This is a genomic window from Rothia sp. SD9660Na, from assembly GCF_030064065.1.
GTDB lineage: Bacteria > Actinomycetota > Actinomycetes > Actinomycetales > Micrococcaceae > Rothia.
Map to the genome: position 1 here is coordinate 1,171,043 of NZ_CP125946.1, position 17,264 is coordinate 1,188,306.

Genomic DNA, 17,264 nt, shown 5'->3' on the forward strand with positions numbered 1-17,264 from the left:
GGGGTAAAAACCGAATGCATAGTCAGTTTTTAGCTTGCTAAAATCTTAGATATGCCGCTGATTGGTTAAGACTTAATAGTCGGCCCCTCCTTGGCATATCGCTCACGCTTTCGCATCTTTAGAGATTGGATGATATACCTATGATGAAAAAGACCCTGACTGCAACCGCTGTAGGCGCTCTAGCCCTGGGTGGTGCAGCCCTGACTCCTGCGGAGGCAGCTACCGCACCTACCTCTGTTGATGTCTACACCAACGTAAGTTCTTTCGCTCCGGTTCCCGGCCTAGCCACCATCGGCCAGCTCTATCTAGGGAATGCAGGCTCCGCCTCAGGTAACCTGCCCAGCGGAACTCGTTTCTATGTAACTGTCGAGGATATGAGTGGTGCCCCCGTCCGGAACACCTCTTTAACCCTCACTACCCCGATGTCAACCAAAATCAAGATTGCTCGTGTTAACTCCCACACCTTTATGGTGACCCTCCGCAGTGAGCTGGGCCCCGGCGAGCAGATTCGTCTTGACTGGGCTCATGGCCACTACTTTAACCACTCCAAGCGTAACAAGATTGTGGTTACCACCGACTACATCCCTAACACTGCTGTAGACACCAACACTGCTAACAATACCGGCGTCTACGATAACTACGGCCGCGGCATCTAAGAAATTAAAGGTTCCACCTATATGAGAGTAAGTCGGCTCTAGGGGATTGCTCTCCCTTGGAGTCGACTTCTTATGTTTGTCAACCCAGAAAAAGCTTGTTGAGCATACAGGAGGCGCTATGTTTAATATCATAGTCAGTTTCTCCTCCCTGGCCTACCCTGAGTGGCTACACTAGGGAAGTGGCTGGCAGACTACCCAAAACGCAGCGTCCGCCCCGGCAAGGGTGCAGAAGCTGATCACCGGGTGGCTCGTAGTACCGAGAGTGCGGCTGCTCTCTACTCTCCACCGCCCAAACCGTGGGCGGCCCACCGGAGGCCAGACCACCAGAACAATGGCACACCCACACCCGTGGGGAACGCTCAGCACACCACCGTATATGCGTTACGAGCCGTGCCAACCGCTAAAGAAAAGGAATACGAACTGTGGCAAACCACAACCGTACCCGCCGTACCGTGCGTCAGTCACGTGCCCTCGGCATCGCACTGACCCCCAAGGCAGAAAAGTACCTCGAGCGTCGTCCTTACGGCCCCGGCCAGCATGGCCGCAGCCGCAAGAAGGCTGACTCAAACTACGCCATCCAGCTGCGCGAGAAGCAGCGTCTGCGCGCACAGTACAACATCCGTGAAGCTCAGATGCGCCGCGCCTACCTCGAAGCTAAGCGCATCGAAGGCCAGACCGGTAAGAACCTGGTCGAGATCCTCGAAACCCGCCTGGATGCCCTCGTCCTGCGCTCAGGTTTCGCTCGCACTATCGCACAGGCACGTCAGCTCGTTGTCCACCGCCACATCATGGTAGACGGCATCCGCGTTGACCGCCCCTCCTTCCGCGTCAAGCCCGGCCAGCTCATCCACGTTCACCCCAAGTCAGAGAAGATGGCACCCTTCCAGGTTGCAGCCACCGGCGCACACCAGGATGTTCTGCCCGACACCCCTGCCTACCTGAACGTCGAGATCGAGAAGCTCCACGCAAAGCTCGAGCGCGCACCCAAGCGTGAAGAAATCCCCGTGACCTGCGAAGAGCAGCTCGTGGTTGAATACTACTCACGCCTGGCCTAATCACGCCAAGCTTAACCAGCCCGCCCACCTGCACCCACACGGGAACAGGGGAGCGGGCTGGCTCCTTAATGCCGTGTAAAGTAAGATTGTTATCAAATCGTGTCCTTTAACAGCCGGATGACTCGGCAGAAAGCAGGAAAGCCATGAGCGGAGCAGACATCGCAGGCCTCATCGCCGCAGGCGTATTCGCCATCCTGGTAGCCCTGCTAGCCCTGCCCATCATCAAACTCGGCAAGGTCTTCGACGAACTCACCGCAACCATCCGGTCCCTCAACAATGAGACCACCCCGCTAATCGGCGAAGTCACCAAGACTGTGGCCAGCACTAACGCCCAGATAGAAAAAGTCGATAGTATCACCAGCAACGTTTCGGACGCCTCAGCTAACGTATCTGCCCTCTCTTCTCTAGTTACTTCCACAGTAGGTCAGCCCCTGATTAAGGTTGCAGCCTTCTCCCACGGTATCCGTAAAGCCGTCAAGGGGGACGGCGGTGTGCCAGCTAGTTCACACCAGGCAGCGCCCCAAACCGAAAGCCAGGGCTACACCGGCACCTCACCCGAAAGCCACTAAATGGGACTGCTCAAAAACCTACTCCTTATCGCAGGTGGAGCCGCCGCAGGCTATCTAGCCACCCGCTCCACTAGCGCAGCACCGGCGTCCACCGACCTAGAGGTTTCAACGAACCACCCCCTGCAAAAGTTCACCGCAGAAGGTAACACCATGGCCCAATTCTTTGACTCCAAATACGGGGCCCCCTTTAAAGGCGCCGCCCTCAAAGCGATGAGCTTCGCAGCAACCGTCAAGGCCGGTATGGACGAAAAAGAAGCAGAGCTTAAAGACCGCTTCGATGCCCAGACTAAGGATGCCCGGCCCGGCTCCCTCGACACCTGGCAGCAGGGGAGTGGATACCACCAGCTTGCAAACGACCAGGTCATTGAATCTGAAGCCCTACCACCGGCCGGTAGCCTGGCAGATCGAGAAGCTGACATTAGACGGCGCCTAGAGCGCGATGCCGATCTCGGCAAAGACTTTTTCGCATAAGCGAACCACCCCAAGATTTACTACCAACCGAAGGAAGAAAGCCTCGATGCTCTCACAGGAAATCTCAAAGCGCTGGATCGAATTCTTCGAAAAGCGCGGGCACACCGTAGTACCCTCTGCTTCACTCGTATCACACGAGCCCGGCGCTATGTTCACCATCGCGGGTATGGTCCCCTTCATCCCTTACTTCCTGGGCCGTGAGACCCCCAAGTTCTCCCGCGCAGTGAGCGTGCAGAAGTGCATCCGCACCCTGGATATCGACGAGGTTGGCAAGACCGCCCGCCACGGCACCTTCTTCCAGATGGCCGGTAACTTCTCCTTCGGTGACTACTTCAAAAAGGAAGTTATCCCCTGGGCTTACGAGCTACTCACCTCATCCATCGAAGACGGCGGCTACGGCCTGGACCCCGACCGCCTGTGGGTCACCGTTTACGAGGGAGACGACGAAGCCTACGACATCTGGGTCAATGACGTAAAGTTCCCGGCCGAACGTATCCAGAAGATGGGCATGGCCGAGAACTACTGGTCCACCGGTCAGCCCGGCCCCGCAGGCCCCGACTCTGAAATCTTCTACGATCGTGGCCCCGAGTACGGTAAGGAAGGCGGCCCCGCAGCCGACGACGACCGCTACATCGAAATTTGGAACCTGGTCTTCATGCAGTACCAGCGTGGTGAGGGCACTGGCAAGGACAGCTTCGAGATTCTTGGCGACCTGCCCAAGAAGAATATCGATACCGGCCTAGGCGTAGAACGCCTGGCCATGCTCCTGCAGGGTGTTGAGAACTTCTACGAGACCGACCAGGTACGCCCCGTCCTCGACGCCGCAGCCAAGCTCTCCGGCAAGAAATACCACGGCTCTGAAAACGCTAATGACGACGGCTACGAGGACGACGTCCGCATGCGCGTGGTCGCCGACCACATTCGCTCCTCCCTCATGCTCATTGCTGACGGAGTCACCCCCTCCAACGAAGGCCGCGGCTACATCTTGCGCCGTCTCATGCGCCGCGCCATCCGCGCTATGCGCCTGCTGGGTGTGACTGAGCCCTGCCTGCCTGTCCTCTTCCCCGCCTCTAAGGACGCTATGGCCGGTGCCTACCCTTACGTAGCTGAAGACTTCGAGCGGATCTCCCGCATCGCCTACGCCGAAGAGAAGGCCTTCCTGAAGACCATTGAATCCGGTACCGCCCGCCTGGAAGAGGCAGTTGCCTCCGCCAAGGCTGCCGGTAAGGGAGAAGTCTCAGGTGCAGACGCCTTTGCCCTGCACGATACCTACGGTTTCCCCATCGACCTGACCCTGGAAATGGCCGAAGAAGCCGGCGTCAAGGTCGACGAGAACCAGTTCCGTGCCCTTATGGAAGAACAGCGCCACCGTGCCCAGGCCGACGCTAAGGCCAAGAGGGGCGGCATGGCCGACCTCTCAGTCTTCCGTGAACTGGCTGACGAACGCGGCTCCATCTTCACCGGCTATGACGAGCTGCGCACCGAAACTACCCTGCGTGCCATCCTGGTCGACGGTGTTTCTGTACCCGCAGCGTCCGCAGGTCAGAAGGTTGAAATCGTACTCGACGAAACCCCCTTCTACGCAGAAGCAGGCGGCCAGGCCGCTGACACCGGCGTTATCACCGGTAACGGCTTCACCATTGACGTTTCAGACGTCCAGCAGCCTGTCAAGGGTCTCTCAGTTCACCGCGCAGTCGTGCGCGAGGGCGAAGTTGTAGCTGGCGCTCCCGTTATTGCCCAGGTGGACGTACAGCGCCGCCAGGACGGCGAAAAGGCCCACTCCGGCACCCACATCATCCACGCAGCCCTGCACCAGGTGCTTGGTAACGAGGCAACCCAGCGCGGCTCCTTCAACAAGGAAGGCTACCTGCGCTTCGACTTCTCCTGGAGCGAGGGACTCTCCGACGCTGCCAAGCAGGAAGTTGAAGAGGTAGCTAACACCGCTATCCGCGACAACTTCCAGACCATCACCCGCGAAATGCCGCTGGATGAGGCCAAGAAGCTCGGCGCCATGAGCCTATTCGGCGAAAAGTACGGCGACACCGTGCGCGTGGTCGAAATGGGCGGCGACTTCTCCCGCGAACTCTGCGGCGGTACCCACGTTGGCTCAACCGCTCAGATTGGTTCTCTGACCCTGCTCACCGAACAGTCCGTCGGCTCGGGCAACCGCCGCGTTGAAGCCCTGGTCGGCCTGGACTCCTTCAACCACCTGGCTGCCGAGCGTACCCTGGTCAACCAGCTGACCGGTCTGATGAAGGTACAGTCCTCCACCGAACTGCCCGAAAAGATCAACCAGACCCTGACCAAGCTCAAGGAAGCTGAGAAGGAACTGGCTAAGCTGCGCAAGGAAAAGCTGCAGGCTGAGGCCGGTAAGCTGACCGAAACCGCCCAGATGGTGGGCTCCGTCCGCACCTTGCTCCACAATGCCGGTGAACTGGACGCCAACGCCGTGCGCGAACTCGCCCTTGACCTGCGTTCACGCCTGGGTGAGGACGCTGCCACCGTAGCTGTTGCCGGTGTTAACAACGGCCGCCCGGTTATTCTGGTTGCCACTAACCAGGCCGCTCGTGATGCCGGTGTTAAGGCGGGCGCCCTCGTCCGCGTCGCTGCCGGTGTGCTCGGCGGTGGCGGTGGCGGTAAGGACGACGTCGCCCAGGGCGGCGGTCAGGACGCCACTAAGATTGACGAAGCTTTCAACGCTATCCGATCCACCATTTCAGAGCTGGGAGTCTAACCCAGTGACCTTCACCAGAGGCCGCCGCATGGGAGTCGACGTGGGCAACGCCCGCGTCGGCCTGGCCCTGTGCGACCCCGACGGCATACTCGCAACTCCCCTTAAAACCCTCCGCCGCGATGTGAAAAAGAATTCTGACCGGCGGGTCCTTCGTAAACTCATTGAAGTTAACGAAGTGACCGAAGTATTTGTGGGGCTGCCCAAGACCATGCGCGGGGGAGAGAGCCCCTCGACCCTTATGGCCCGCGAGTATGCCGAGGCCCTGGTGCAGGAACTAGCCGCTGACGGTGCTTCCGTGCCCGTGTGGCTGGTCGATGAACGACTCACTACCGTGAGCGCCCACCGGTCCCTGCACGAGGCAGGTGTGTCGAGCAGAGACTTTAAAAACATGGTCGATCAGGTAGCTGCCGTCAACATCTTGCAGCATGCTGTCGACACCCTCAAGGCTGGCCAGCACCTGGCCGGCTATCGCCTTGAGCTCACTGCCCCTCACGGTGAGCTTGATTCCAGCACCTCCAACGACGAAACGGAGAACCCGAATGTCTGAGAACTCGAGTTCTAGCCGCCCGCCGCGCCGCCCCACCAAGAACCAGCAGACCGACCTGGACGGCCTGCTGGCCTCCACCGAAGACGGAGCTAACGGTGGTTTCTTCACCGCCGTTGAAGAAGAGGAATACACCAAGGACGATCGAGACCGCACCCGCCGTCGTTCCCGCAACTTTATTATCTCAGCTGCTCTAGTTTTTGCTGTTGCACTCGTTCTGGTTGTCTCCATTCTTGCCCCCAAGTTTGGCTGGTTCGAGCGAAAAGACTTTGCCGGTGAAGGTAACGGCACCGAAGTTACCTTCACAATCCCCGAGGGCGCATCGGCTATAGGTATTGCTAACTCTCTGGAAGAACAGGGCATTATTGCTAACGCCGACCGCTTCTTGCAGGAATACGCTGAAAATGGCCAGGATCAGTTCTTCCAGCCCGGTGAGTACAAGTTGCAGGAAGAAATGAGCAGTGCTTCAGCTTTGAGCGAGCTGTTGCGTTTTGACGAGGCCAACACCAACTATGTGGCGGTAGCCCGTACCTGGCGTATGGATAAAACTTTTGAAGCCCTGGCTGCCGGTACCGGTATCAGCGCCCAGGAATTCAAGGCACTTTCTACCGATCCCACCCGATTTGGCATCCCGTCTACGTTCCCCACCATCGAAGGCTTCCTTTTCCCCGGAGAATACCGCCTCCCCAAGGACGCCGGTGCTGAAGAGATTCTGCAGATGATGGTTGATAACACCTTCAAGGCCCTCGAAGAGGCCGGTGTTTCAGGCGACGACGAGATTTTTCATGTGATTACCGTTGGCTCGATTCTTGAATTCGAAGGCCGAGAGGCTGACTATTACCCGATCGCCGGTGCCATTGAAAACCGTCTGAACAACCCCGACGGTGAGACCAGCGGTTTCCTGCAGTCCGATGCAACCGTAGCCTACGGCCTAGGTATTCAGAGCTACCATATCTCTAACGAGCAGAAGCAGGACGCCAGCAACAAGTACAACACCTTCTACTACAAGGGTCTGCCTGTGGGCCCCATCGGTTCACCGGGCCTGGCTGCCATTAAGGCTGCGGCGAACCCCGAGAAGAACGACTACTACTTCTGGGTCACCGTTGATCTTTTCACCGGTGAAACCCTCTTCGCCGAAACCTACGAGGAGCACCTGAAGAACGTGGAAGTGTACAACGAGTTCTGTGAAGCTCACGAGGGTGTTTGCTCCTAATGGGTCAGCAGGTTACCGAGTGCCCCAAGGCTTTTGTCTTGGGGCACCCCATTAAGCACAGCAAGTCACCCTTGCTCCACCGGGCCGCCTACCGGGCTCTTGGCATCGAGATGGACTATGAGCGGCTGGACACCCGCGAGGACCAGCTTGCCGACGTCTTTTCCCGCTACACCCCCGAGCAGGGCACCCGCGGCTTTTCTGTCACCATGCCGCTGAAATCAGCGGTCAAAGAGCACCTAGATCACCTCACCCCCTTTGCCCAAGCAGTGGGCGTTGTTAACACCGTCTACTGGCGGCACGATGCTGATGGCCAGTTGACCTCTTGGGGTGATAACACCGACGTGTCGGGTATCGTCAATGCCCTGCGCCAGGCCGGCTTCGTCGGCAAGCCAGCGCGTGCTGCAATTATTGGTGGCGGCGGTACCGCCACCGCAGCCCTTGCCGCCTTGCGCGCCATGGGGGCGGACGGTGTCCGCGTCTTTGTGCGCGACGCTAGCCGGGCTCAGGGGGTTGCGGACACCGCCACTCGCCTGGGCCTGAACCTTGACTTCCTGCCCATCGATAGCTTCGCAGACATCTACGCAGAGTTCGATGTGACCATCTGTACCCTTCCTGCGGGAGCAGCCGACGGGCTGCTGGCTACCGCTAGCCAGGGTGAATCTGCCGGCTACCTGCTCGATGTCTCCTATGACCCCTGGCCCTCGGTTCTAGCGGGGGAGTGGGAGGCCCGCGGAGGGGCCGTGACCAGGGGCCTTGAGATGCTGATGTACCAGGCGGTAGACCAGGTCAAGCTTTTTACCGGCCACGATAGGAGCCGCCCTTTACCTTGGCAGAACGAAGTGCTCACCGCCATGCGTCAGGCGGTAGGGCTACCGGTTACAGGCTTTGAACCCGAATCGGTGAACGAGTCAGCCTGGCTCACACGCTGAGACTACTCGTACCGAATCGTGAAGTAGCAGTTTGCTATCGACCGTTATTTTTGGAAATCTTAGAACACAAGACCCACAGGCAAACGTAAAGAAGGTTAGAGATGCTACGTTGGCTCACAGCCGGTGAATCCCACGGCGAAGCCCTGGTAGGAATTATTGAAGGCGTACCGGCAGGTGTTGAACTCACCAGCGAAATGGTCCGCGACGCTCTAGCCCGTCGCCGTCTGGGCTACGGTCGCGGTGCCCGCATGAAGTTTGAAGAAGACCGCGTCCGCATCCTCGGCGGTGTGCGCCACGGTAAAACCCAGGGTGGCCCCGTAGCTATCGAAATCGCGAACACCGAATGGCCCAAGTGGGTTGATGTGATGTCCTCCGACCCGGTTGATCCCGCCCTCATCGAAGGGCGTGCCCGCAACGCGGCCCTTACCCGGCCCCGCCCCGGCCATGCTGATTTCGCTGGCATGCAGAAGTACGGTTTTGACGAGTCACGCCCGGTTCTGGAACGCGCCAGCGCCCGCGAGACCGCAACTCGTGTAGCCCTCGGTGTTGTGGCTGCCCAGATTCTCAAGGCTCTGGGTGTAGAGCTGGTCAGCCACACCACCGCTATCGCCGAGGTGGCAGCCCCTGCCGACGCCCCGCGTCCTAGCCCTCGCGATGTAGCTTCCCTCGACGCCGACCCCCTGCGTTGCTTCGACGCTGCGACCTCCGAAGCAATGGTCGCCACCGTCGATAAGGCCCACAAGGACGGCGAAACCCTGGGCGGCGTGGTAGAAGTTCTGGCCTACGGCCTTCCCCCGGGACTAGGCTCCTACGTGCACTGGGACCGCCGTCTTGACGCTCGTTTGGCTGCCGCCCTCATGGGAATTCAGGCCATCAAGGGCGTTGAAGTCGGTGACGGCTTTGAAACCGCCAAGCGCCCCGGCACACGCGCCCACGACGAAATCGTCCCCGGTGAACACGGCGTCCAGCGCGTCTCAAACCGCGCAGGTGGTATCGAAGGTGGCATGACCATCGGTGACCTGCTGCGTGTACGCGCTGCCATGAAGCCCATCGCTACCGTGCCCAAGGCGCTGGCCACCATCGACACCTCTACCGGTGAAGTTGCCCGCGCCCACCACCAGCGCTCAGACGTCTGTGCCGTGCCCGCAGCCGGAGTCGTAGCAGAAGCCATGGTTGCTCTGGTGCTGGCAGAAGCAGCCCTCGAAAAGTTTGGCGGCGACTCCATCACCGAAACCCGCCGCAACATGGACTCCTACCTGGCAGCTATCCCCGAATCCCTGGCCTGGGAATCGAATGTAGCAGGGTGGGACGCCTAACCATGTCCCCCCGATCACGTGACCACGCGATCGACATGACCGAGGTGCTCGCACCCAACCAGGTTCGCGAGGTGCAAGAAACCTATATCGAAAAATCCCGCCCGGTTGTGATTATCGGCCCCATGGCTGCGGGTAAGTCCTATATAGGTACGCACCTCGCGCGCTTCTATGGCTATGAGTTCCTCGACTCTGACCACCTCATCGTCGAAAAGTACGGTGAGGTGTCACAAATCTTTGCCGACTACGGTGAAGCTGAGTTCCGCCGTATCGAGGCCGATGTTATCCGCGAGGTCCTCACCTCACCTGCCCGGCGTAACACCATCTTTTCCCTGGGTGGGGGGGCACCGATGACGCCGGAGGTAGCCGATGTACTCAAAGACGAGACCGTTATCTACATCAAGGTTGACGCTGAGACCGTAGCCCCGCGCATCCAGAACAGCAAAACCCGGCCCTTACTCCAGCCCAACCCGGTGCAAAAATGGACCGAGATATTTGAGGCCCGGCGGGACCGCTACGAAGAGCTCGCCAGCTACACTCTGGACGCCTGCGGCGGTAGGGGAATAGCCGACATGGCAGCCGAAATTCAGAACTTCATCATCAAAAATCGAAAGGGTCAAGCGTGAGCGACCAGCCCACCACCGTCATACCCGTCACCGGCACCCAGCCTTCAGAAAACTACGATGTCTATGTTGGGCACAATCTGCTGGGAACTATCCCCGACATTCTGGGTAAGCGTACCCAGCGCATCCTGGTGATTCATCCTCGCGCCCTGCGCTCCACCGGTGAACTGGTGATGGAGCAGATGCGCACAGCGGGATTTGAGGCCTACTCGGCTGAAATTCCGGACGCCGAAGAGGGCAAGCACATTCAGGTTGCAGCCTTCTGCTGGCAGGTGCTGGGGCAGAATGATTTCACCCGCACCGACGCGATTATTTCTGTAGGTGGCGGCGCCGTCACCGACCTCGCCGGCTTTGTGGCAGCAACCTGGCTGCGGGGCGTCCGTGTCATCCACATTCCCACCACCCTACTAGGCATGGTGGACGCCGCAGTCGGCGGCAAGACCGGCATCAACACCGCAGAGGGCAAGAACCTGGTAGGGGCATTCCACCCGCCCGCAGCCGTCCTCTGCGAACTGGGTGTGCTGCGCACCCTCCCCGAACACGAGCTACTCACCGGAATGGCCGAAGTCATCAAGTGCGGCTTTATCGCAGACCCGGTGATTCTCGACCTGATTGAAGCCAACCCCGGCAAGATTCGGGACTCCCAGTCTGAGGTAGTACGGGAACTCATCGAGCGATCCATCCGGGTCAAGGCTGACGTAGTGTCTGAGGATCTGAAAGAGTCGGGCCGCCGCGAATTCCTGAACTATGGGCACACCCTGGGCCACGCCATCGAGCACGCAGAACGCTACCAGTGGCGCCACGGGGCTGCCGTAGCGGTAGGCATGGTCTTCGCCGCAGAACTGTCCCTCGCCGCTGGCTACCTTGATGAGGCAACCGTCGAGCGAACCCGCGCCATCTGCACAGCCCTTGACCTGCCCACCACCTACCCGGCAGACCGCTGGCCCAAACTGCTTGAAACCATGCGCCGCGACAAGAAGGCCCGCGGCAACATGCTGCGTTTCGTCGTGCTGGAGAGCTTGGGCAAACCCCGTATTTACGAGGTACCCGACGATTCGATTCTGTTTATGACCTACCAGGAAATCGCCGCCTAATCAGTAGGGACCAGATTACTCTCAAAGTACTTCACGCCGTGACATACCATTGAGAGTAATCTGGTCCCTCTGTAAAAAGCTGGTCTCTAATATCTCGTGTGAGTCTCACCAAGAAACTCCTCAAACCTGCAGAGCACACGGTAGACTGGTCTACGGTTCACCCCGCAACGCTTATTGAAAATTTCAGTTTAGAGGAGAGTCTGTTGGCTACTACCGCAGATATCAAGAACGGTGTCGTTCTCAAGATTGACGGCAACCTCTGGTCCGTCATCGAATTCCAGCACGTCAAGCCCGGTAAGGGCGGCGCTTTCGTCCGCACCAAGCTGCGCAACGTCACCTCAGGCAAGGTAGTTGATAAGACCTTCAACGCCGGCGCTAAGGTTGAGACCGCAACCGTCGACCGCTCTGACTACCAGTACCTCTACCAGGACGGCACCGACTATGTCTTTATGGACATGAAGACCTACGACCAGATTAACGTTTCTGAGGTCACCGTTGGCGATGCCGCCAAGTACATGCTCGAAAACCAGACCGCAACCATCGCCATGCACGAAGGTTCACCCCTCTATATCGAGCTCCCCGCTTCAGTCGTCCTCGAAATTACCTACACCGAGCCCGGCCTGCAGGGTGACCGCTCCACCGGTGGCACCAAGCCTGCAACCGTCGAGACCGGTGCCGAGATTCAGGTGCCCCTCTTCCTCGAAACCGGCACCAAGGTCAAGGTCGACACCCGCACCGGCGACTACCTCGGCCGCGTCAACGACTAAGTACCGTGAATTCAAGAACCAAAGCTAGACTTCGCGCCCTCGAAGTCCTGTTTGAGGCCGATCAGCGCGGCGATGACGTCATTGACGTCCTGATTCGCCGCCGCACCTACACCTCAGCACAGATTTCGCTCTACTCCGAGCAGATTGTTCGTGGCGTACGCGACCATGACGAAGAGATTCGCGAGTACATCGAAACCTACGCCCAAGACTGGACTATGGACCGCATGCCCAGCGTGGACCGCGTGGCCCTGCGGCTCGGCGCTTGGGAGCTTCTCTTCAATGACGAGATTCCCGATGCCGTAGCTATCTCAGAGGCTACCGGCCTGGTTCGCCTGCTGTCGACTGACGATTCACCCAAGTTTGTGAATGGCTTGCTCGACCGCCTGCGCCAGGTGAAGCCCGCCCTGCTGGCTTAGGCCTATAGGTATCAGAAAATCAGAAAAACCCACCAACGAGGTGGGTTTTTCTGATTTTCTGGTACCTACTGAAATGTGTCTCAAATTCAGCCGCGGTGAGGGGTAGACGTGATACATTGAGGTGTGACAGCAACCTTTAAGTCCGTCCTGTGAGGCGGGGAAGGAGGCCGGCACATGACCGATACCACCGGTGTACCCACCGACGTATCTGCAGGAGCCCACCGGGTCATCCTGGAGTCAGCCGACATCGAGCGAGCTCTGACTCGCATCGCCCACGAAATTCTTGAAGCCAATAAAGGCAGCGAAAACCTGGTTCTCCTAGGTATTCCGCGCCGAGGCTTCCCCCTAGCCCAGCGTCTGGCCGATAAAATCGCCCAGACCGATTCCGGCTTCAACCCCGCTTTTTCTCTGGGGCAACTCGACATCACCATGTACCGTGATGACCTGCTTTCAAAACCGGGGCGGACGCCTGAACCCACCCGCCTGCCCGCAGCGGGGATTGAGGGGCGCACCGTCGTCCTCGTTGACGATGTACTTTTTTCAGGACGCACCATCCGCGCCGCCCTCGACGCCCTCAAGGACTACGGCCGCCCCGAAGCCGTCCGCCTCGCTGTGCTGGTTGACCGCGGCCACCGCCAACTCCCCATCCGCGCAGATCACGTGGGAAAGAACCTGCCTACCAGCACCCATGAATCGGTAAAGGTGCTGCTCTCGTCCATCGACGGTGAAGACGACAAGGTGATTATTTCCCAGCCCGCCCACTCCACCACCTCAGCCCAGGAAGGAGGGGAGTAGCCATGCGTCACCTGCTTGATACCAAGGATCTCTCCCTTGACGACGCCCTCAACATTCTCGATACCGCCGACTACATGGGCGAGGTCGGCCAGCGCGAAGTCAAGAAACTCCCCGTGCTCCAGGGGCGCACCGTGGTCAACCTCTTCTTTGAAGACTCCACCCGCACCCGCCTATCCTTCGAGGCCGCCGAAAAGCGCCTGTCTGCCGACATCATCAACTTCTCAGCCAAGGGCTCATCTGTCTCTAAAGGGGAGTCACTCAAGGACACCGCCCAGACGCTGGCAGCTATCAATGCCGACGCCGTGGTGATTCGTCACAGTGCATCGGGTGCCCCCCAGCGTCTGGCTGAAGCCGGCTGGATTGACGTGCCCGTGCTCAATGCCGGTGACGGCACCCACGCCCACCCCACCCAGGCCCTGCTAGACGCCATGACCCTGCGCCAGTTCAAGGCCCAGGTTGAGGGCGTAACAACCCGCGGCCTCACCCTAGAGGGTCTGCGCGTAGCTATTGTGGGCGATATCCTGCACTCCCGCGTGGCTCGCTCCAACCTCTGGCTGCTCCACACCCTGGGAGCAACCGTCAAGTTCGTTGCCCCGCCTACCCTGCTCCCGGTAGATATCGAAAACTGGCCGGCAGAGATTTACTACAACCTTGACGACGCCATCGAGTCGGGAGTTGATGCGGTAATGATGCTGCGTATCCAGAAAGAACGCATGAATGCGGCCTTCTTCCCCTCATCCGAAGAATACTCCCGCCTGTGGGGGCTGACCCCCGAGCGCTTTGCCCGCCTCGATGCGTCCGCCCACGAAACCGCTATCCTGCACCCCGGCCCCATGAACCGCGGTCTCGAAATCTGCGCCGAAGCAGCTGACTCACGCCGCTCCTGGGTGCTGCGCCAGGTGACTAACGGCGTGTCGGTACGCATGGCGGTGCTCTACCTGCTTATGACCGGCGGCTCCGCCAACGACTTTTACTCCGGCTCCTAAGCCCTGTACGAAAGAGAAACAATGATTGAATCTGTTTACCTCATCAAGGGCGCCTCACTGCTAGGTGAGAAAACCGCCGATATTCTGATCAAGGACGGCCTCATCGCTGAAATTGGCGAGAACCTTGAGGACGCCGCAGCCCAGGTTGTCGAGGCCCATGGGCTTATCGCCCTACCCGGCCTGGTCGACCTGCACACCCACCTGCGTGAACCCGGCCAGGAAGACGCTGAAACCGTCGAAACCGGCACCCGTGCGGCAGCCTTGGGCGGCTACACTGCTGTCTTCGCCATGGCTAACTCCAACCCCGTTGCCGATACTGCCGGCGTGGTGGAGCAGGTCTATGAACTGGGTAAGAACTCGGGCTGGGTCAAGGTGCAGCCCATCGGTGCTGTTACCGTGGGCCTGGCGGGGGAGCGCCTCTCAGATATTGGTGCGATGGCTGAATCCCGTGCCCAGGTGCGCGTCTTCTCAGACGACGGCATGTGCGTCTGGGACCCGGCCCTGATGCGTCGAGCCCTGGAATACGTCAAGACCTTCAACGGCGTCATCGCCCAGCACGCCCAGGAACCCCGCCTGACCGAAGGCGCCCAGATGAACGAGGGTAAGGTGTCAGCAGAACTAGGTCTGGCTGGCTGGCCCGCAGTTGCTGAAGAATCCATCATCGCCCGCGACGTGCTGCTGGCTGAACATGTTGGCTCTCGCCTGCACATCTGCCACCTGTCAACCAAGGGTTCCGTCGAAATCGTGCGCTGGGCTAAGGAACGGGGCATCAAGGTAACCGCCGAGGTCACCCCCCACCACCTGCTGCTAACCGACGAGCTGGTGCGCACCTACGACCCCGTCTACAAGGTCAATCCGCCCCTGCGCACCGAAGATGACGTGCTGGCCCTGCGTCAGGCAGTTGCCGACGGCATCATCGACATCATCGGCACCGACCACGCACCCCACCCCGCTGAATCCAAGGACTGCGAGTGGGCCTGCGCCGCCAACGGTATGACCGGCCTTGAACAGGCACTGTCCATCATCCAGAAGACCCTGGTTGATACCGGCTACATCACCTGGGCCGACGTTGCCCGCATCATGAGCACCAAGCCCGCCGAAATCGGCCTAGCAGCCGACCACGGACGTCCGCTCGAAGCGGGGGAGCCCGCTCACCTGGTGCTGGTCGACCCTGCCGCAACCCGCGTCATCGACCCCGCCGCTCAGGCCACCAAGGGCAAAAACAACCCCTACCGGGGCCTGGAAGTGCCCGGCGCGGTCGTAGCCACCTTCTTCGGCGGTCACCCCACCGTTCTCAACGGTGCACTGAACACCCCGTCCGCTCAGTAACCCGCTAGGAGAGTGCCCGTGTCTGACAAGCTAATTCCCACCCTGATCCTGGCCCTTGTTGCCGCCCTCATCTTCTGGGCTATGTGGCAGGGCTGGAAGAGTAGGAAGCAGCGTCAGGTTCACACCGGCACCCTGCTCGATGTGCCTGAGTGCTACGACGACGCCGAATCCCTACTCGCGGTACCCGGCACCTACGTTGCCACTACCGTCATGGGGGACTGGCTCGACCGTATCGCCACCAACACCCTGGGTGTGAAATCAACCGGCGTCTTCTTCGTTTACGAGGACGCTGTTATCATCATGCGCAACGGCTCCCAAGATATCTGGATTCCTGCCAGCGACATTATCGGTGTGCGCACCGAAGCCGGTATGAACGGTAAGTTCGTCGAGAAGGACGGCCTGGCCGTCCTCTCCTGGTCACTCAACGGCAACCCCGTCGATACCGGCTTCCGCACCCGCTATGCGGCTGACAAAAAATCAATCCTCGATGCCGTTGCGGCTATCGCGCCTCAGGCAACCGTCGGCCACGACACCCTAGCCCGCCCCTAAGTTTCCACCTGCTGATTGCAGGTGACTACACCAACCAACAGGAAGTGTGTGAATGTTCCACCCAGCACCCACCCCACGTGCAGCAGTACTCGTCCTTGAAGACGGTACCTTCTACCGCGGCGAAAGCTACGGCGCCACCGGCAAGACCCTTGGCGAAGCGGTCTTCTCAACCGGCATGACCGGATACCAGGAAACCCTGACCGACCCCTCCTACGCGGGGCAGATTGTGGTTCAGACCGCACCCCATATCGGCAACACCGGCGTTAACACCGAGGACGCCGAATCCCGCAAAATCTGGGTTGCAGGCTACGCCGTGCGCGACGCCGCCCGCCGCCCCTCCAACTGGCGCTCAGAGCGTTCCCTCGATGAGGAACTGGTAGAGCAGGGAATCGTCGGCATCCAGGGCATCGACACCCGCGCCCTGACCCGTCACCTGCGCAGCGCCGGCTCCATGCGCGCCGGTATCTTCACCGGTTCAGACACAGAACTGCCCCTGGCAGACCTGGTTGCCCAGGTACAGGCAGCAGCCGAAATGAAGGGCCAGAAACTGGCTGACTCCGTTTCTATCGAAGAGGCCTACACTGTAGAACCCGCTGACCAGGGCTGGGACGGCGACGTCAAGGCCACCCTGGTTGCCCTCGACCTGGGTATCAAGGCCATGACCCCGAAACGCTTTGCCGAGCGCGGCGTCCGCGTGCATGTGCTGCCCGCAACCGCCACCATCGAAGACATCACCGCCCTCAACCCCGACGGTGTCTTCTTCTCTAACGGCCCCGGCGACCCCGCAACCGCGGACGACCAGGTTCAGCTCCTGCAGTCCGTCCTGCGCACCGGCACCCCCTTCTTCGGTATCTGCTTCGGTAACCAGCTACTGGGCCGCGCCCTGGGCTTCGGCACCTACAAGCTGCCCTTTGGCCACCGCGGTATCAACCAGCCCGTCATGGACCGCACCACTGGCAAGGTAGAAATCACCGCCCAGAACCACGGCTTCGCCGTAGACGCCCCGCTGGACGGCGCCGTCACTGCCCCCAACGAAGAATTCGGCCGAGTCGAGGTCTCCCACGTGGGCCTCAACGACCAGGTGGTTGAAGGCCTCCGCTGCCTCGACATCCCCGCCTTCTCGGTGCAGTACCACCCCGAAGCAGCCGCAGGCCCCCACGACGCTGCCTACCTCTTTGACCGTTTCATCGATCTCATGCTCGAGAAGAAGAACTAAGGACA

18 protein-coding genes are annotated in these 17,264 nt (G+C 59.9%); all 18 read left to right on the forward strand.

Going from position 1 to position 17,264, the window contains the following annotated elements; all coding sequences use genetic code 11:
- Positions 1–140: 140 nt before the first annotated feature.
- The 18 genes from QM007_RS05725 (at position 141) to carA (ending at position 17,259) form a co-directional block, all read left to right on the forward strand.
- On the forward strand, positions 141–656 hold the full coding sequence (locus tag QM007_RS05725) for a hypothetical protein (protein ID WP_283490949.1): 516 nt from the start codon (positions 141–143) through the stop codon (positions 654–656).
- A 422-nt stretch (positions 657–1,078) separates the two neighbouring features.
- A complete protein-coding gene (gene rpsD, locus QM007_RS05730) occupies positions 1,079–1,711 on the forward strand; it encodes a 30S ribosomal protein S4 (protein WP_283490950.1) in 633 nt (210 codons plus the stop codon).
- A 143-nt stretch (positions 1,712–1,854) separates the two neighbouring features.
- Positions 1,855–2,280 (forward strand): DUF948 domain-containing protein, encoded by a 426-nt coding sequence (locus QM007_RS05735; RefSeq protein WP_283490951.1) that lies wholly within the window; start codon positions 1,855–1,857, stop codon positions 2,278–2,280.
- Complete coding sequence (locus QM007_RS05740; RefSeq protein WP_283490952.1) at positions 2,281–2,751, forward strand: peptide chain release factor 4; 471 nt, start codon at positions 2,281–2,283, stop codon at positions 2,749–2,751.
- A gap of 46 nt (positions 2,752–2,797) precedes the next feature.
- The gene (gene alaS / locus QM007_RS05745; RefSeq protein ID WP_283490953.1) at positions 2,798–5,485 is read left to right on the forward strand and encodes an alanine--tRNA ligase; all 2,688 of its coding nucleotides are present in this window, start codon (positions 2,798–2,800) and stop codon (positions 5,483–5,485) included.
- Between the two features lie 28 nt (positions 5,486–5,513).
- Positions 5,514–6,032 (forward strand): Holliday junction resolvase RuvX, encoded by a 519-nt coding sequence (gene ruvX / locus QM007_RS05750; protein ID WP_283491008.1) that lies wholly within the window; start codon positions 5,514–5,516, stop codon positions 6,030–6,032.
- Positions 6,025–7,242, forward strand: coding sequence for an endolytic transglycosylase MltG (mltG, locus tag QM007_RS05755; RefSeq protein ID WP_283490954.1), 1,218 nt, complete (start codon positions 6,025–6,027; stop codon positions 7,240–7,242). The genes ruvX and mltG overlap by 8 nt, the downstream gene beginning before the upstream one ends.
- The gene (locus QM007_RS05760; protein WP_283490955.1) at positions 7,242–8,171 is read left to right on the forward strand and encodes a shikimate dehydrogenase; all 930 of its coding nucleotides are present in this window, start codon (positions 7,242–7,244) and stop codon (positions 8,169–8,171) included. The genes mltG and QM007_RS05760 overlap by 1 nt, the downstream gene beginning before the upstream one ends.
- 101 nt (positions 8,172–8,272) lie before the next feature.
- The gene (aroC, locus tag QM007_RS05765) at positions 8,273–9,487 is read left to right on the forward strand and encodes a chorismate synthase (protein ID WP_283490956.1); all 1,215 of its coding nucleotides are present in this window, start codon (positions 8,273–8,275) and stop codon (positions 9,485–9,487) included.
- Between the two features lie 2 nt (positions 9,488–9,489).
- Positions 9,490–10,110 carry a shikimate kinase gene (locus QM007_RS05770; RefSeq protein WP_283490957.1) on the forward strand — a complete coding sequence of 207 codons (621 nt, stop codon included), beginning with the start codon at positions 9,490–9,492 and terminating at the stop codon, positions 10,108–10,110.
- Positions 10,107–11,201 (forward strand): 3-dehydroquinate synthase, encoded by a 1,095-nt coding sequence (gene aroB, locus QM007_RS05775; RefSeq protein ID WP_283490958.1) that lies wholly within the window; start codon positions 10,107–10,109, stop codon positions 11,199–11,201. The genes QM007_RS05770 and aroB overlap by 4 nt, the downstream gene beginning before the upstream one ends.
- Positions 11,202–11,404: 203 nt before the next feature.
- A complete protein-coding gene (gene efp / locus QM007_RS05780) occupies positions 11,405–11,968 on the forward strand; it encodes an elongation factor P (protein ID WP_283490959.1) in 564 nt (187 codons plus the stop codon).
- Between the two features lie 5 nt (positions 11,969–11,973).
- Complete coding sequence (gene nusB, locus QM007_RS05785) at positions 11,974–12,384, forward strand: transcription antitermination factor NusB (RefSeq protein ID WP_283490960.1); 411 nt, start codon at positions 11,974–11,976, stop codon at positions 12,382–12,384.
- A gap of 174 nt (positions 12,385–12,558) precedes the next feature.
- Positions 12,559–13,179, forward strand: a complete 621-nt coding sequence (pyrR, locus tag QM007_RS05790) for a bifunctional pyr operon transcriptional regulator/uracil phosphoribosyltransferase PyrR (RefSeq protein ID WP_283490961.1) — start codon at positions 12,559–12,561, stop codon at positions 13,177–13,179.
- Between the two features lie 2 nt (positions 13,180–13,181).
- Positions 13,182–14,165, forward strand: a complete 984-nt coding sequence (locus tag QM007_RS05795) for an aspartate carbamoyltransferase catalytic subunit (protein WP_283490962.1) — start codon at positions 13,182–13,184, stop codon at positions 14,163–14,165.
- 21 nt (positions 14,166–14,186) lie between these two features.
- Positions 14,187–15,494: a dihydroorotase gene (locus tag QM007_RS05800; protein WP_283490963.1), complete on the forward strand. Its 1,308-nt coding sequence runs from the start codon at positions 14,187–14,189 to the stop codon at positions 15,492–15,494.
- Positions 15,495–15,512: 18 nt separating this feature from the next.
- Complete coding sequence (locus QM007_RS05805) at positions 15,513–16,043, forward strand: PH-like domain-containing protein (protein ID WP_283490964.1); 531 nt, start codon at positions 15,513–15,515, stop codon at positions 16,041–16,043.
- Positions 16,044–16,095: 52 nt separating this feature from the next.
- Positions 16,096–17,259: a glutamine-hydrolyzing carbamoyl-phosphate synthase small subunit gene (carA, locus tag QM007_RS05810; RefSeq protein ID WP_283490965.1), complete on the forward strand. Its 1,164-nt coding sequence runs from the start codon at positions 16,096–16,098 to the stop codon at positions 17,257–17,259.
- Positions 17,260–17,264: the final 5 nt, after the last annotated feature.